Here is a 16,483-nt window from a genome sequence, read left to right on the forward strand (position 1 = left end):
CGAACGCAGCCTCGCGGGCTCGGCAGCTGCTACGGGCGTCGTGTTCAACGCCCTACTCTATTCCCACCTGATTGCGCCCATTGTTCTTCGCCAGGTACAGCCCCTTGTCCGCCGCCGAGATCAATTGCCGGCAGTCGGTGCCCGGCTGCGGGATCATGGTCGACAGGCCGATGCTGATGGTCAGGCACGAACCTTCGGTCGGGAAAATGTGCGGGATTTTCAACCCGGCCACGGTCTGGCGCAGTTTTTCCGCCACCAGTCGTGCTCCGCCCGGCGAGGTGTTGGGCAATACCAGGACGAACTCTTCGCCGCCGTAACGGGCCGGCAGGTCCGATGGCCTGGCGCTGGCGTCGCGAATTGCCGTGGCGACTTTGCGCAGGGCTTCATCGCCTTCGAGGTGGCCAAAACTGTCGTTATAGGACTTGAAATAGTCGACATCGATCATCAACAGCGACAATTGCGTCTGGTCACGCAGCGAGCGTCGCCATTCCAGTTCGAGGTATTCGTCGAAATGCCGGCGGTTCGACAGCCCGGTCAAGCCGTCGGAGTTCATCAAGCGTTGCAGCACCAGGTTGGTGTCGAGCAACTGTTGCTGGCTGACCCGCAACGCGCGGTACGCCGCGTCACGCTGCAGCAGGGTCATGTAGGAGCGCGAGTGATAGCGGATACGCGCCACCAGTTCGATGTTGTCCGGCAACTTGACCAGGTAATCGTTGGCCCCGGCGGCAAACGCCGCGCTCTTGATCAGCGGGTCTTCCTTGGTCGACAGGACAATGATCGGAATGTCCTTGGTTGCCGGATGATTACGGTATTCGCGCACCAGGCTCAGGCCGTCGAGGCCGGGCATGACCAGGTCCTGAAGGATCACCGTCGGCTTGATGCGCACCGCGTGGGCGATGGCCTGGTGCGGGTCGGCGCAGAAATGGAAGTCGATGTTTTCTTCGTTCGACAGACCACGGCGCACCGCCTCGCCGATCATCGCCTGATCGTCCACCAACAACACCATGGCGGCGTTTTCGTCGGTTTTGAAGTCGTCGAGCTGTAATTCATTCATGTGCGGTCACCTGAGTACTGCTTGGGCCACGATTGCTGCTAATGATAGTCATTTTTGGAAAATCTCCAGCAAACGTGGCGCTATCTTGTCCAGTGGGCGGATTTCCACGGCTGCGTCGATGGCTGCGGCCGCCTTGGGCATTCCGTACACGGCACTGCTGTTCTGGTCCTGAGCAATGGTCAGGTAGCCCTGTTGGCGCATGAGTTTAAGCCCCTGGGCGCCGTCACGCCCCATGCCGGTCAGCAGAACACCCACGGCATCACCGCTCCAGTAACTGGCCACACTTTCGAAAAACACATCGATCGAAGGCCGATAGATCTCGTTGACCGGTTCGGCGGTGTAGGCCAGCGTGCCGTTTTTCAGCAAGCGGATATGGTGATTGGTACCGGCCAGCAGGATCGTGCCGCTTTGCGGCGGTTCGCCTTCCTGGGCCAGGCGCACGTCCAGGCCGCTGGCGCTGGCAAGCCATTCGGCCATGCCGGCGGCGAACACCTGGTCCACATGCTGGACCAGCACGATGGCCGCCGAAAAATCCCGGGGCAGGCCCTTGAGCAGCACTTCCAGCGCCGCCGGCCCGCCGGCGGATGAACCGATCGCTACCAGGCGCTGGCGCGAAGCCGAGTTGCGGTGCGGGCTCGGTGCCGAGCGCACCCGATTGCTGTGGTCACCGATCAGCCAGCCGATGTTGAGGATCTTGCGCAGCAGCGGCGCGGCGGCTTCCTGAGGGTTGCCGGCGCCCAGCGCCGGGGTATCGACCACATCCAGCGCGCCGTAGCCCATGGCTTCGAATACCCGGTGCACGTTCTGCTGGCGGTCGACGGTGACGATAACGATCGCGCACGGGGTCTCGGCCATGATCCGCCGGGTCGCTTCCACGCCATCCATCAACGGCATGATCAAGTCCATCAGGATCAGATCCGGGGTGTATTCGGTGCAACGTTGCACCGCCTCCGCCCCGTTGCTGGCGACCCAGACCACCTCGTGCGCCGGTTCGAACGCCAGGGCGCGGCGCAAAGCCTCTACCGCCATGGGCATGTCGTTGACGATGGCGATTTTCATGCTCGCGCCCCTCCAATGAGCTCAACGACTGCATCCAGTAAGGCGTCATCATGAAAACTGGCCTTGGCTAGATAATAGTCGGCGCCGGCGTCCAGTCCACGTCGACGGTCTTCTTCGCGGTCCTTGTAGGACACCACCATCACCGGCAGCGATTGCAGGCGATTGTCGCGACGCAATAAAGACACCAGCTCGATGCCGTCCATGCGCGGCATGTCGATGTCGGTGATCAGCAGATCGAAATCCTCCGAACGCAGGGCATTCCAGCCATCCATACCGTCCACCGCCACGGCGACGTCGTAACCACGATTGAGCAGCAACTTGCGCTGCAACTCACGAACGGTCAGCGAATCGTCCACCACCAGAATCCGTTTGCGCGCCGCTTCGACGGCCTGATTGGCGTGCCGGGCAATGCGCTCCAGACGCCCGGTATTGAGCAGTTTGTCCACCGAACGCAGCATGTCTTCGACGTCGACGATCAGCACCACCGAGCCGTCGTCGAGCAAAGCCCCGGCGGAAATGTCCTGTACCTTGCCCAGACGCTCGTCCAGTGGCAGCACCACCAGCGTTCGCTCGCCGATAAACCGCTCGACCGCCACCCCGTAGATCGCCTCGCGCTCGCGGATGACCACGACTTTGAGGATCTGCGCGCTGTTCTGGCTCGCCGGGCGATGCAACAACTGACTGGCGGCGACCAGGCCGACATGCCGGCCTTCGTACCAGAAGTGCTGCCGGCCTTCGACCTGCACAATGTCTTCCGGCTCCAGGTCGCACATGCGCTCGATGTGCGCCAGAGGGAAGGCATAGGCCTCGTCACCGACTTCCACCACCAGACTGCGCACCACTGACAGCGTCAGCGGTACCTCAAGATGGAAACGACTGCCCGCGCCCGCCGTCTGCTCCAGCACCACGGCGCCGCGCAACTGCCGGACCATGTGCTGAACCGCATCCAGCCCGACACCGCGCCCGGACACTTCGGTGACCGTGTCGCGCAGGCTGAAACCCGGCAGAAACAGGAACGTCAGCAGCTCTTCTTCACTCAACTGAGCGGCAGTCTCGGCTGGGGATAACTGCCGCTCGACGATCGTGCGGCGGACCTTTTCCAGATCGACGCCATTGCCGTCATCGCTCAGTTCCAACACCAATAGCCCGGCCTGATGGGAGGCTCGCAAACGGATCACACCTTCCTCCGGCTTGCCGGTCAAGCGCCGCTGTTCCGGGGTTTCGATGCCGTGATCCACCGCATTGCGCAGCAGGTGCGTCAGCGGCGCTTCGAGTTTTTCCAGTACGTCGCGGTCGACTTGGGTCTTTTCGCCCTCGATCTCCAGCCGCACCTGTTTGCCCAGATTGCGGCCAAGGTCGCGGACCATGCGTACTTGCCCACTCAACACATCGGCGAACGGCCGCATGCGACAGGCCAGCGCGGTGTCATACAACACCTGTGCGCGCTGGCTGGCGTGCCAGGCGAACTCGTCCAGTTCGGCGTTTTTTTCCACCAGCAATTGCTGGGACTCGGCCAGCAATCGGCGGGCATCGCCCAAGGCTTCCCGGGCTTCGAGGCTCAAGGCCTGGTCCTTGAGATGGACGTTGAGGCTTTCCAGCGCCCGCAGGCCATTACTCTGCATGCGTTTGAGGCGTTGCATGGTGGCCAGGTGCGGCTTGAGCCGCTGGGTTTCCACCAGGGATTTACTCGACAGGTCGAGCAGGCTGTTCAAGCGCTCGGCCGTGACGCGCAATACGCGCTCGCCACTTTCGGTGGTGCGTTTGGTCTTGGGCACAGCCTCGGCGGGTTCTGCCTGGGGTGTTTCAATGAGTGTTTCGACGGGTATTTCGGCGGCACGAACGGGCGGCTCGACCCTGGGTGTCGGCGGTTCGAGCTGAGGTTCTGCCATCGGCGGCGCGATGGGGGCAACCGTCGCCATGTGATCAAGCAGCCGTCCCATCAAGACGACGTAAGCTTCGATATCCGCAGGCGGCGGAGCGTTGCCCGGCGTCGCAATCCGCGTCAGCAGATCGGTGCCTTGCAACAGTGCATCAATGTGTTCGGGCCGCAGGTACAGGCGCCCTTCCTGGGCGCTGACCAGGTAATCTTCCATCACATGGGCAACGCGGACCCCGGCATCGACGCCGACAATTCGCGCCGCGCCCTTGAGCGAGTGGGCCGCGCGCATGCACGACTCGAGGTAATCGGCCTGGGTCGGATCGCGCTCAAGCGCCAGCAGACCGGCGCTCAGCACCAGGGTCTGGGCCTCGGCTTCCAGGCTGAACAGTTCCAGCAAAGAGGCGTCACGCATTTGGTCGGGGGTCATGTGAGGCTCCGGGTCACGGCAGACAGCAGCTGCTCTTCATCCAGCCAACGCAGGCTGCGACCTTTGAATTGCAAGACACCACGGGTGTATTTGGCGCTGGCCTGGGTGCCGGACCGGGACGCCGCATCGAGAATGCGCTCATCGATGGCGTGAATCCCGTCCACTTCGTCCACCGGCACCACCACCGACCCGCCTTGGGCGGCGATGATCAGCATCCGCGGCGTTACCCGCGCGCCGGGCGCCACGCCACTGGTGTCGTCGAGCCCCAACAGCTCCACCAGCGACAGGCACGCCACCAAGGCACCGCGCACATTCGCCACGCCGAGCAACGCCCGGGAGCGCTGATGCGGCAAGGAGTGAATCGCTTGCAGCGGCGCCACTTCGACCAGGCTGCGGGTGGCCAGGCCCAGCCATTCTTCGCCGAGGCGAAACATCAGCAGCGAGCGGGTTTTCACCTCGCTCTCGGCCACCGTGGAGATTTGCCCACGGTCGTCCTGCTGCAAGGCGTAGCGGTCGAGCAAGCGTGTGGCGGCGGCTGAATACACCGCGCAATTGCGGCAATGAATGTGCTCGCTCAGCAGCGGGCAGGACTGGTCGCCGTGGATACCGATGCGGTTCCAGCAGTCGTCGATGGCCTGGGCATCTTCATGGGTGACGTTCAAGGTGTCGGCGGCGTTCATCGTTTACGCTCACTGTCAGCGGCGCGCTCGCTGCGGGCGGCGCGGGCCTGCAATCTTCTGGCACCCGCCGTGTCGCCCTGGGATTGCAGCAAGGCCGCCAGGTGCATCAACGCGTCGGGGTGTTGCGGTTCGAGGTACAACGCCTTGCGATAAAAACCCTGGGCCTCCAAAGCGCTGCCGGCGACATCGCTGAGCAGCCCCAGCCAATAGAACACTTGGGCCACCGGCTCGTGACTGCGCAAATAACTTTCGCACGCGGCACGGGCCTCGGCACTTTTGCCTTCGTTGGCCAGCGCGGCGATATTCGCCAACAGCGTGGCGGCGTTCGAAGGGGTGGTCGCAGGGGTGGTTTTCGAAGGCGTGGCGGCAGCCTGAGGCATCGGTACGACCGTCGCGAAAGACCGACTGCGCGCCGGCGGCGGAGTCACGCTGCGCACCGGTTGCTGTATTGGCAGCGGCATCGGCGCGAAGGTCGCACGCGGCTCGGGCGCGCTCTGGCGACTGAAGGCAAACGACTGCGGGATGCCGATCGAGCGCATGCCGAAACGGCCGAGCAGGCTGCCCTCGGCCGGGCCGATAAACAGCACGCCGTCGACGTGAGTCAGACGCTTGAGCACTTCGAACACTTGTTGCTGGGTCGGCTGGTCGAAATAAATCAGCAGATTGCGACAGAACACGAAGTCATAGGGTGGCTCGTTGACCAGCAAGGTCGGATCCAGCAGATTGCCGACCTGCAAACGCACCTGTTCAAGCACGCGTCCGCTGAGGCGATAGTTGTCGTGTTCAGCGGTGAAATGCCGCTCGCGAAACTCGATGTCCTGGCCACGAAACGAATTCTTGCCGTACAGCGCGAGCCGGGCCTTTTCCACCGACAGCGGGCTGACGTCCATGCCGTCGACCTTGAACTGGTGCGGCGCCAGCCCGGCATCGAGCAATGCCATGGCGATCGAGTACGGTTCTTCGCCGGTGGAACACGGCAGGCTGAGAATCCGCAGGGCGCGCATGTTGTTGATCGCCGCCAGCCGCTTGGCCGCCAGCTTCGCCAGCGTGGCGAAGGATTCCGGGTAACGGAAAAACCAGGTTTCGGGGACGATCACCGCTTCGATCAGCGCCTGCTGTTCGTCACGCGAACCCAACAAAGTGCGCCAATACTCATCGGCCGTCAGCACCCGAACCGCCGTGATGCGCTGGCGCACCGCGCGCTCGATGATCGCCGGGCCGACCGAGCCTACATCCAGGCCGATACGTTCCTTGAGGAAATCGAAAAACCGTTGATCGCTGCTCATCCCTGCTCCTCAAACTGCGCCAGGTCCAGCGGCGGCGAGGGAAACAATAAGGCGCGAACCTGTGCATCCAGTAAATCGGCAACCCGTACCCATTGCAGTAGCCCCTGGGCATCTTCGCGCACCGGGCCGAGGTATGGCGCCTGGCGATTGTCCAGGCCATAAGGCTGAAAGTCCGCCGGGTTGCAGCGCAATGTGTCGGTGGCCTGCTCCAGAATCAGCCCGAGTAATTGCGCAGGCGTCGCTTCATCCGGCCGATAGTGCACCAACACCAGCCGTGTGCTGGTGCGGGCCTGGGCCGGTTGACCGAACGTCAGCGCGCTGAGGTCGATCACCGGCACCACCGCGCCGCGCCAGGCGAACACCCCCGCCACCCAGTCCGGCGCCCGTGGAATGGGTTTCAACGGCAGTTGCGGCAATACTTCGGCCACCTCAATGGCCTGCAAGGCGTAGCGCTCGTTGCCGATGCGGAACACCAGAAACAACGACTGCTTCGCCGGCATCGCCGCGCCGCGCCTGGCCGTAAGTTCGCTCATCAGACTTTGAATCGCGAGACACCGCCACGCAGCCCCACGGCCACCTGGCTCAATTCGTCGATGGCGAAACTGGCCTGGCGCAGGGACTCAACCGTCTGGCTGCTGGCATCGCCCAACTGCACCAGCGCGTGGTTGATCTGCTCGGCGCCCGTGGCCTGGGCCTGCATGCCTTCATTGACCATCAACACCCGTGGCGCCAGCGCCTGAACCTGATGAATGATCTGCGACAGCTGCTCGCCCACCTGCTGCACCTCGGACATACCGCGACGCACTTCCTCGGAGAACTTGTCCATGCCCATGACCCCGGCCGACACCGCCGACTGGATCTCGCGCACCATCTGCTCGATGTCGTAGGTGGCCACGGCGGTCTGGTCTGCCAGACGCCGCACTTCGGTGGCGACCACGGCAAACCCGCGACCATACTCGCCGGCCTTCTCGGCTTCGATCGCGGCGTTCAGGGACAACAGGTTGGTCTGGTCGGCGACTTTGACGATGGTCACCACCACCTGATTGATGTTGCCGGCCTTCTCGTTGAGGATCGCCAGTTTGGCGTTCACCAGATCTGCCGCGCCCATCACCGAGTGCATGGTGTCTTCCATGCGCGCCAGGCCTTGCTGACCAGAACCGGCCAGCACCGAAGCCTGGTCGGCGGCGGTGGAGACTTCGGTCATGGTGCGCACCAAGTCGCGCGAGGTGGCGGCAATTTCCCGCGAAGTGGCACCGATTTCGGTGGTGGTGGCCGCGGTTTCGGTGGCGGTAGCCTGTTGCTGCTTGGAGGTCGCGGCGATTTCCGTGACCGACGTGGTGACCTGCACCGAGGAGCGCTGGGCCTGGGACACCAGCGATGTGAGCTCGGTCATCATGTCGTTGAAGCCGGTTTCCACCGCGCCGAACTCGTCTTTACGATCAAGATTCAGGCGACTGCTGAGATCGCCGGTGCGCATGACTTCGAGGATATCCACAATGCGATTCATCGGCGCCATGATCGCGCGCATCAGCAGCAGGCCGCAGAGGCCGGCGACGATGATTGCCACCAGCAAAGAGACGCCCATGCTGATTTTGGCGGCCGTCACCGCGTCACTGATGGCCAGCGTGGACTGCTCAGCCAGGGTGTGATTATTTTCAAGAAGGCTGTTCAACTGCTTGCGCCCATTGACCCAGGCCGGCGCAAGTTTTTGCTCCAGGGCAAGAACCGCCTGGTCGTACTCTTTGCGCTGATAGAGATCGAGAACGTTGGTCATTTCTTTGTTGTAGAGCTGATGACGCACTTCGAACTCGTCGAACAGGGCCTGATCGTCCTGGGTGAAAATGGTTTTTCGGTAGTTGGCTATTTGCTCGTTCAAGCGCTCTTCGAAGCTTTTGTACATGGTCTGGTCGGCGACGGTTATTTCGCGACGTCCGGAAAGGCCGACAATCTGTTGAGTGAGGTTAAAACTGTCGACCCACGCGCCGCGGATCATCGAACTGAAATACACCCCGGGGACCGCATCGGTGCGGACGGTTTCTGCGCCGGCGTCGATCTTCATCAGCCGCGAAAAAGACACCACGACCATCAGCAGCATGATCGCGATAATTACCGCAAAGCTCGCCAAAATGCGTTGGCGCAACGTCCAGTTCTTCACAGTCAGTCCTCGGTGCGGGTCAAATTGCGGGGGAGTATAGCCGAGGACGGTGTTCTATTTATCAAGCCGCTTAGAGCGCTGCTTATCCTGTCGACAGAAAGCCGGGATTCGGCAGAGTCAGGCCGTGGATTTGGTCATCGGGAGAGTTGTTGCGGCCAGCCAGCCCGGGCAAGCCTCGCGCCTACAGGTTCTTGTCGTTCGAGACGAATGTGTAGGAGCGAGGTTGCCCGAGAAGAACGATGATGTGGTGTAACTGACTGAACCCTACCAAGCATGAAGAGATCCGTCATCTTGACGCGTATATGCCTGTCTCCAGGGCTACTCGACCTGGATAACCGTGATAAACGTCTTGGCTTTATAGGCTACATAGAGGCGAGAACCACATGGGCTGAGGGCAAGACTCTTCGGGTCCCCTGCGACATTAAAAGTCTTGACCACCTGAAGGCTCACAGTATCCATAGCGCTCACTTTCATTTCTTCACTGGCGAAAAAGAGCAGTCGACCGTCTGGACTCATAGCCAACGCGCCCGGCTTTGACGCATCGACCGAACGAATCTCGGACAAGCTAACGGAATCAAAAACCTTTATCTTTCTATCGGCATTGAAACTTGTATAAATATGTATTCCATCCGGACTGAGTGCAAATCCGCTCACCGAGCTAAAGCTAGCACTTGTTCTTATTAATGCATCAGCACTTGTATCGAAGCTTCGTATCAACGACGAATTCGAGAAATTACTTACGAAGATGAATACACGTCGACCGTCGACACTACGCAGAACCGGAGTATCAACATAACTAGAACCCATCTCAAAAATACGTTTCTCTCTCTTGGTTATGGTATCGACCTTCGTCAACCCCACACCATGTACAACATAAACATGACGTCCCTCCACATCCCAGGCACACGCCCCGTGGTTATAGCTACTCACCCTGATCGAGTCTTGCTCCCCAGTCGCCAAATTAATATTTGTCAGTGCATAGCTGTAACTGCCGCTGATAACGACGTGATTACTATCAGGAGCAACAGAAAAATTGTTCCCATTTAACATTTCAACAGTTGTACCCGCCTGAAAGCTCGCGGTATCAAACATCACCAATCGACCATTAGTATTTGATGCATTCATCGCACAAATCTTCGTACCATCCGGACTGACAGCAATAGGGCTTGAAATAAAACCAACTTCAAGATCACCTACCTTCCCCCTCGCCGTCACATTCAACTTTGCATTCACCGCTTTACCATCATATTCGGCCTTGATTGTGTAAGCTGTCGAAGGGGCATCCGGCCCAGTAACACCCCCTACCTTCAACTCACCAAACAAACTCGTCTTGAACTCACGCCGTCCCGTACTGCCATCTGCATATTTAAAGTTGTTTGGGATGGTCAGATACACCTTCGCCTCTTTGATGAAGTCTCCATTTTCATTCACCAGTTTCAATTCGATGTCGGTGAGACGCCCCAGCGGCGCAACGCGATAAGGCGTATTGAGGAACTCCAGAGTAGCTTTCATCCCTGCCGTCACCAGCGTGTAGCGCTTCAACGTGAAGGTCCTGATCGTGTCAGGGTTTGTATTGACGTAGAAATCCACCCGCAGCCGAACCCTCAATTGATTCCCCGGTTTGAACAGCTCCAGCTCCTTGCGGGGGGAGCACATGGTCGAGCCCGTTCTGGATTTCTAGCGCCGTCAAGGTATTGCCCACGGCGATCGCGACAGTCTTGGGACTGTTATCGAGGCCGGTGCCCAGCACATGCTGCCAGTACTTCTGCCCCGCCCTGATTAATGGCCAGGGCGCACAAACGATCTGCGCATCGCCGGTAAACGCTCGCATATCCACTGAGTCCGTCCCGTAGGCCTCAACGATATCCGGCGTCTGAACGTTCGGGTCGGTCACGTTGACGCTCTCTATTTGCAGGGTCAGCGGTTCGGACTCCATCTCCTGGCCATCGCGCAACAAGACCCACTTAAACACCACTTCCTTGTTGCCGTTGGCCAGAATGAACGCCGGTGTGAGCTGAAAATTGGCGCGAGCGTTGGTATTGAAGTTAATGAATCCGAATACCGGTGTCCCATCTCCCGCCGCCCCCCCGGTCACCACCAATTTGGCTCTATCGCCCGTTTTAAAGCCTGCGGCCCAATCGACCCGAACAATGAACCCCGCCGTATGTTTGATGGGAACGATCACCTTGCCTACCAGCGCCGGCACGAAAGGAGCAGGTGGAACTTCTTCTTTGGGTGTCAGGTCGACCACGATCGACAGGGTCCGCGACGGCAGTGAGTTCTGGGTATCGTTCCCCAATTGGTCCCGTACCGTATAAAAAATCAGGAAATCCTGACTATTACCGCCCCCAATGAACACGGCTTCCGGGAGCGTAATATCGAATGCACCGCCGAGGTCAGCCCGGGTCACGGTGTATTCGAACGGAAAACCGTTGCAGTTCACTGTCACCACATCATGGGGCTTGGCAAACGCGTAAGACACGGTCAGCAGAACACCTCGCATGGCCTCTTCCAGGCCCACGTTCTTGACTTCTATCGCGATGCCCAACCCCTCGTGGATGTTTTGGTCGTCGACCACCGGATCCACGCCGCCCGGGCGATTCCTGCTGTATAGCACCCACAGTTTGGGTGACTCCTCAGAATTGCCACTGATGCGATGGGCTACATAATGGAAAAATTGGAGGCCCTCCCGAAGCAGAGCTCTGGGGACTTTGAAAACAGTGCGTTCCGTCGCAGGATCGATCGTCGAAGGGGCATCAATGGGCGTGACATTGCCTTTGAGATGAAGTGTCAAAGAATCCGCCTTAGGAAATGGTGAATCCACTACTACCGACAGATGCCCGGCCTCCGTGAGCCTTAATGGCACACCTACAAGCGGCTCTCCAGCAGTCGGGTCTTCCGATTTGACATCTGGCGTTGCCCCCTCAATTTTGGCTGCTGACAGCGCCAAAGTTGCGGAATCACTCGAAAGATCAGTCATCGCACACGCTCCTTGTCGACAAGCCGCAAGCGCGGCGTAGGTCGCCGTATCAAACCGCTGAAACGTGTGCTCGGCTACTGTCAGAAATAACAGGTATTCTTTGTTTTCAGACCGACGGTCTGTCTGATCGCTTACTTCATTTCACTCAGACATGAAAAACCCACCCCCTACTTTCAAGAGTGGGCGGGTTTTCGATGGAGTCCGTTTCGAGAAAATTTGTCGGTTATGCCGAAACCTGCCGCACCTGCTTCTCCAACTCCGCCTTCAACCCCGGATCCAGCTTCAACTGCCGCGCCAGTTCATCCAGATAGGACTTCTCCATGAAGTTCTCCTCATCCACCAGCATCACGCTGGCGATGTACATCTGCGCAGTCATTTCCGGTGTGCTGGCAGCGCGGGCGACGTCGGTCGGGTCCAACGGCTTGTTGAGTTTGGCGTGCAGCCAGTGGTGAAGTTCCTGATTTGTCGAGCTTGCTGAACTCGCCTTCGATCAATTGGCGTTCGCGCTCATCGACGTGACCGTCAGACTTGGCGGCGGCCACCAACGCACTACCGCCCGCGCCCGATATCAGGCTGCCCAAGCCGCTGGCCACTTTGTTCTGGACGCCACCGGCCTTGTTCTGCAACAGATCCTGACCGGATTTGAATCTGAAGATTTGTCGACAGCGAAACCGGGCACTAGGCTGGGTAAATCCACAACACAGCCCGGCCTCAGTCAGCCTCCCACAAAGCGCACTACGCTAATAACAAGCCACTCATGGCGAACTACCCCGTTCAACGCTGTCCCGACCCTAATTAAAGAAGAGGGAAACCCCATGTTCGAACACAAGACCGCACTGCTCAGTGCAATCACCACGGCGCTTCTGGCCAGCGCCAGCCTGCAGGCCGCCGAGCCGCTGAAAGCCGTCGGTGCCGGCGAAGGTCAGCTGGATATCGTTGCCTGGCCCGGCTATATCGAACGGGGTGAAAGCGACAAGGCTTACGACTGGGTCAGCGCTTTCGAGAAAGAAACCGGCTGCAAGGTCAACGTCAAGACGGCCGGCACGTCCGATGAAATGGTCAGCCTGATGGCCAAGGGCGGTTACGACCTGGTGACGGCGTCCGGCGATGCCTCCCTGCGCTTGATCGCCGGCAAGCGTGTCCAGCCGATCAACACCGCACTGATCCCCAACTGGAAGAATCTCGATCCACGCCTTAAGGATGGGCCGTGGTACGTGGTCGACAAGCAAACCTATGGCACCCCGTACCAATGGGGTCCGAATGTGCTCATGTACAACACCAACGTGTTCAAACAACCGCCGACCAGTTGGAGCGTGATACTCGAAGAGCAGAAGCTGCCCGACGGCAAATCCAACAAGGGCCGGGTGCAGGCGTATGACGGCCCGATCTACATTGCGGACGCGGCGCTGTACCTGAAAACCGTCAAGCCGGAACTGGGCATCAAGGACCCTTACCTGCTCGACGAAAAACAGTACAAGGCCGTGCTCGATCTACTGCGCGGTCAACAAAAGCTGATCCACCGCTACTGGCACGACACCACCGTGCAGATGAGTGACTTCAAGAACGAAGGCGTGGTGGCTTCCAGCTCCTGGCCGTATCAGGTCAACGGCCTGATGAACGAGAAACAGCCCGTCGCCTCGACCATCCCCAAAGAAGGCGCCACCGGATGGGCCGATACCACCATGATGCACGCCGAAGCCAAGCACCCGAACTGTGCCTATAAGTGGATGGACTGGTCGTTGACGCCGAAGGTCCAGGGCGATGTGTCCGCCTGGTTCGGCTCGCTGCCGGCGGTTCCGGCGGCGTGCAAGGCAAGTGAACTGCTGGGGGCCGAGGGTTGCAAAACCAACGGCTTCGAACAGTTCGACAAGATCGCCTTCTGGAAAACCCCGCAGGCTGAGGGTGGCAAGTTTGTGCCTTATAGCCGTTGGACCCAGGATTACATTGCGATTATGGGAGGCCGCTAACACCAACTGATCGTTCCCACGCTCCGCGTGGGAATGCATCAACGGACGCTCCGCGTCCATCCACGCAGAGGTGACGCAGAGCGTCACGGGCTGCATTCCCACGCGGAGCGTGGGAACGATCACTTCAGAAGTCCGGGCAGGGGTCGCTGTGATGGCCCCCCGCTTTTTTGGAGCACCGTATCCATGACGCTTGCAGTCCAGTTCACCAACGTTTCCCGTCAGTTCGGTGAGGTGAAGGCCGTTGACCGGGTTTCCATCGACATCCAGGACGGCGAGTTCTTTTCCCTGCTGGGCCCTTCTGGCTCGGGTAAAACCACCTGCCTGCGCCTGATCGCCGGTTTCGAACAACCGAGCACTGGCTCCATCCGCATCCATGGCTTGGAGGCCGCCGGGCTGCCGCCGTATCAGCGCGACGTAAACACAGTGTTCCAGGATTACGCACTGTTCCCGCACATGAACGTACTCGACAACGTCGCCTATGGTTTGAAAGTCAAAGGCATCGGCAAGACCGAACGCCACAAACGTGCCGAAGAAGCCCTCGACATGGTCGCTCTCAACGGCTACGGCGAGCGCAAACCGGTGCAACTGTCGGGTGGCCAACGCCAGCGTGTGGCCCTGGCCCGCGCGTTGGTCAATCGCCCTCGCGTGTTGTTGCTCGACGAACCCTTGGGCGCCCTCGACCTGAAGCTGCGCGAGCAAATGCAAGGCGAGTTGAAGAAGCTGCAACGCCAGCTCGGCATCACCTTTATCTTCGTCACCCACGACCAGACCGAAGCGTTGTCGATGTCCGACCGCGTGGCGGTGTTCAACAAGGGCCGCATCGAACAGGTCGACACGCCGCGCAGCCTCTATATGAAACCGGCAACCACCTTCGTCGCCGAATTCGTCGGCACCTCCAATGTGATTCGCGGTGATCTGGCGCGGCAGTTGAGCGGCAATCCACAGCCGTTTTCGATTCGCCCGGAACACGTGCGTTTCGCCGAAGGGCCGCTGGCCAGCCATGAAATAGAAGTCAGCGGCCTGCTGCATGACATCCAGTACCAGGGCAGCGCCACCCGCTATGAACTGAAGCTGGATAACGGCCAGACCCTGAACATCAGCCAGGCCAACGTCCAGTGGCTGGACGTCAGCGCGCAACATCAGCCCGGGCAACGCATCAGCGCTCGTTGGGCGCGCGAGGCAATGATTGCGCTGCACGACAATGCTGTAGGCGGGGTGTGAGATGGACAGCGTGATCCCTCGAACACCAGCCAACGGCTCGCCGTTGCGCCGGTTTTCCAACCTGCTGTACCGGCGGCCGAACCTGTATCTGTCGCTGCTGCTGGTGCCGCCGTTGCTGTGGTTTGGCGCGATCTACCTCGGCTCGTTGCTGACCCTGCTGTGGCAAGGCTTCTACACCTTCGATGACTTCACCATGACGGTCACCCCCGACCTGACCCTGGCGAACTTCGTAGCGCTGTTCCAGCCGTCGAACTTCGACATCATCCTGCGCACCCTGAGCATGGCCATCATCGTGTCGATCGCCAGTGCAATCGTGGCCTTCCCGATCGCCTACTACATGGCGCGCTACACCAGCGGCAACACCAAGGCGTTTTTCTACATCGCGGTGATGATGCCGATGTGGGCCAGTTACATCGTCAAGGCCTACGCCTGGACCTTGCTGTTGGCCAAGGGCGGCGTGGCGCAGTGGTTCGTTCAGTATTTGAATCTGGAGCCGGTGTTGCAGTTCGTGCTCGGGATGCCGGGAGTGGGTGGCAGCACCTTGTCGACCTCGCACCTTGGGCGGTTCATGGTGTTCGTTTATATCTGGCTGCCGTTCATGATCCTGCCGATCCAGGCGTCACTGGAACGCCTGCCGCCCTCCTTGCTGCAAGCCTCGGCGGACCTGGGTGCCAAGCCGCGTCAGACCTTCATGCAAGTGATTCTGCCGTTGTCGATTCCGGGCATTGCCGCCGGTTCGATTTTCACGTTTTCACTGACCCTGGGCGATTTCATCGTGCCGCAACTGGTGGGCCCGCCGGGCTATTTCGTCGGCAGCATGGTCTACGCCCAGCAAGGGGCGATCGGCAACATGCCGATGGCGGCAGCCTTCACACTGGTGCCGATCGTGCTGATCGCCATTTACCTGTCCATCGTCAAACGTCTGGGGGCCTTCGATGCGCTCTGACTCTTCCTCCTCTCAAGACCGGGCATCCCTGGGCCTGCGCATCTCCGCCTGGGGTGGGTTGCTGTTCTTGCATTTCCCGATCCTGATTATCTTCCTCTATGCCTTCAACACCGAAGACGCGGCGTTCAGCTTTCCGCCCAAGGGCTTCACCCTGAAGTGGATCGGCGTGGCGTTCTCGCGGCCCGACGTACTGGAAGCGATCAAGCTGTCTCTGCAGATCGCCGCCATCGCCACGCTGATTGCGCTGATCCTCGGCACCCTCGCCTCGGCGGCGTTATACCGGCGGGATTTCTTCGGCAAACAAGGCATCTCGCTGATGCTGATCCTGCCGATTGCATTGCCGGGGATCATCACCGGGATCGCGCTGCTGGCGACCTTCAAGACGCTGGGGATCGAGCCGGGGGTATTCACCATCGTGATCGGTCACGCGACCTTCTGTGTGGTGATCGTCTACAACAACGTCATCGCCCGATTGCGCCGCACTTCCTACAGCTTGATCGAAGCGTCCATGGACCTCGGCGCCGACGGTTGGCAGACCTTCCGCTACATCGTCCTGCCGAACCTCGGCTCGGCGTTGCTGGCCGGTGGCATGCTGGCGTTTGCCCTGTCGTTCGACGAAATCATCGTCACCACCTTCACCGCCGGCCACGAACGTACCTTGCCGTTGTGGCTGCTCAACCAGCTCAGCCGCCCTCGGGACGTGCCGGTGACCAACGTCGTCGCGATGCTGGTCATGATGGTGACCATGTTGCCGATTCTCGGCGCGTATTACCTGACCCGTGGTGGGGAGAGTGTTGCGGGCAGTGGCGGGAAATAACTGACAACTCAT

General features: G+C 60.0%; 13 protein-coding genes and 1 pseudogene. 4 read left to right on the plus strand and 10 right to left on the minus strand.

The genetic code is table 11. The annotated features are described in order from the left end of the window. Positions 1-52 precede the first annotated feature (52 nt). The 10 genes and pseudogenes from PMI21_RS06420 to PMI21_RS0128295 all read right to left on the minus strand — a co-directional run bounded on the left by PMI21_RS06420 (position 53) and on the right by PMI21_RS0128295 (position 12,176). Positions 53-1,054 (minus strand): response regulator, encoded by a 1,002-nt coding sequence (locus tag PMI21_RS06420; protein WP_007940598.1) that lies wholly within the window; start codon positions 1,052-1,054, stop codon positions 53-55. 48 nt (positions 1,055-1,102) lie between these two features. Then, positions 1,103-2,113 (minus strand): chemotaxis response regulator protein-glutamate methylesterase, encoded by a 1,011-nt coding sequence (locus PMI21_RS06415; protein ID WP_007940599.1) that lies wholly within the window; start codon positions 2,111-2,113, stop codon positions 1,103-1,105. After that, complete coding sequence (locus PMI21_RS06410; protein WP_007940600.1) at positions 2,110-4,419, minus strand: hybrid sensor histidine kinase/response regulator; 2,310 nt, start codon at positions 4,417-4,419, stop codon at positions 2,110-2,112. The genes PMI21_RS06415 and PMI21_RS06410 overlap by 4 nt, the downstream gene beginning before the upstream one ends. After that, complete coding sequence (locus PMI21_RS06405) at positions 4,416-5,099, minus strand: chemotaxis protein CheW (RefSeq protein ID WP_007940601.1); 684 nt, start codon at positions 5,097-5,099, stop codon at positions 4,416-4,418. Before PMI21_RS06405 ends, PMI21_RS06410 begins: the two co-directional genes overlap by 4 nt. After that, positions 5,096-6,385, minus strand: a complete 1,290-nt coding sequence (locus PMI21_RS06400) for a CheR family methyltransferase (RefSeq protein ID WP_007940602.1) — start codon at positions 6,383-6,385, stop codon at positions 5,096-5,098. Before PMI21_RS06400 ends, PMI21_RS06405 begins: the two co-directional genes overlap by 4 nt. Further along, on the minus strand, positions 6,382-6,918 hold the full coding sequence (locus tag PMI21_RS06395) for a chemotaxis protein CheW (protein ID WP_007940603.1): 537 nt from the start codon (positions 6,916-6,918) through the stop codon (positions 6,382-6,384). Before PMI21_RS06395 ends, PMI21_RS06400 begins: the two co-directional genes overlap by 4 nt. After that, entirely contained in the window at positions 6,918-8,540 is a 1,623-nt protein-coding gene (locus PMI21_RS06390; RefSeq protein ID WP_007940604.1) for a methyl-accepting chemotaxis protein, read from the minus strand. Before PMI21_RS06390 ends, PMI21_RS06395 begins: the two co-directional genes overlap by 1 nt. 318 nt (positions 8,541-8,858) lie before the next feature. Beyond that, the gene (locus PMI21_RS06385) at positions 8,859-10,082 is read right to left on the minus strand and encodes a hypothetical protein (RefSeq protein WP_007940605.1); all 1,224 of its coding nucleotides are present in this window, start codon (positions 10,080-10,082) and stop codon (positions 8,859-8,861) included. 19 nt (positions 10,083-10,101) lie between these two features. Beyond that, positions 10,102-11,520, minus strand: coding sequence for a hypothetical protein (locus PMI21_RS06380; protein ID WP_007940606.1), 1,419 nt, complete (start codon positions 11,518-11,520; stop codon positions 10,102-10,104). A 223-nt stretch (positions 11,521-11,743) separates the two neighbouring features. Next, positions 11,744-12,176: pseudogene (locus PMI21_RS0128295) on the minus strand (tellurite resistance TerB family protein). Positions 12,177-12,335: 159 nt separating this feature from the next. Between PMI21_RS0128295 and ydcS the strand changes: the two are divergent. From ydcS to PMI21_RS06360, 4 genes are all read left to right on the plus strand, one after another. After that, positions 12,336-13,487, plus strand: coding sequence for a putative ABC transporter substrate-binding protein YdcS (gene ydcS, locus PMI21_RS06375; RefSeq protein ID WP_007940609.1), 1,152 nt, complete (start codon positions 12,336-12,338; stop codon positions 13,485-13,487). Between the two features lie 183 nt (positions 13,488-13,670). Then, complete coding sequence (locus PMI21_RS06370) at positions 13,671-14,708, plus strand: ABC transporter ATP-binding protein (RefSeq protein WP_007940610.1); 1,038 nt, start codon at positions 13,671-13,673, stop codon at positions 14,706-14,708. Between the two features lies 1 nt (position 14,709). Then, entirely contained in the window at positions 14,710-15,654 is a 945-nt protein-coding gene (locus tag PMI21_RS06365) for an ABC transporter permease (protein ID WP_007940611.1), read from the plus strand. Next, positions 15,644-16,471, plus strand: coding sequence for an ABC transporter permease (locus tag PMI21_RS06360; RefSeq protein ID WP_007940612.1), 828 nt, complete (start codon positions 15,644-15,646; stop codon positions 16,469-16,471). Before PMI21_RS06365 ends, PMI21_RS06360 begins: the two co-directional genes overlap by 11 nt. Positions 16,472-16,483 lie beyond the last annotated feature (12 nt).

The organism is Pseudomonas sp. GM18, from assembly GCF_000282195.1.
Taxonomy (GTDB): Bacteria; Pseudomonadota; Gammaproteobacteria; order Pseudomonadales; family Pseudomonadaceae; genus Aquipseudomonas.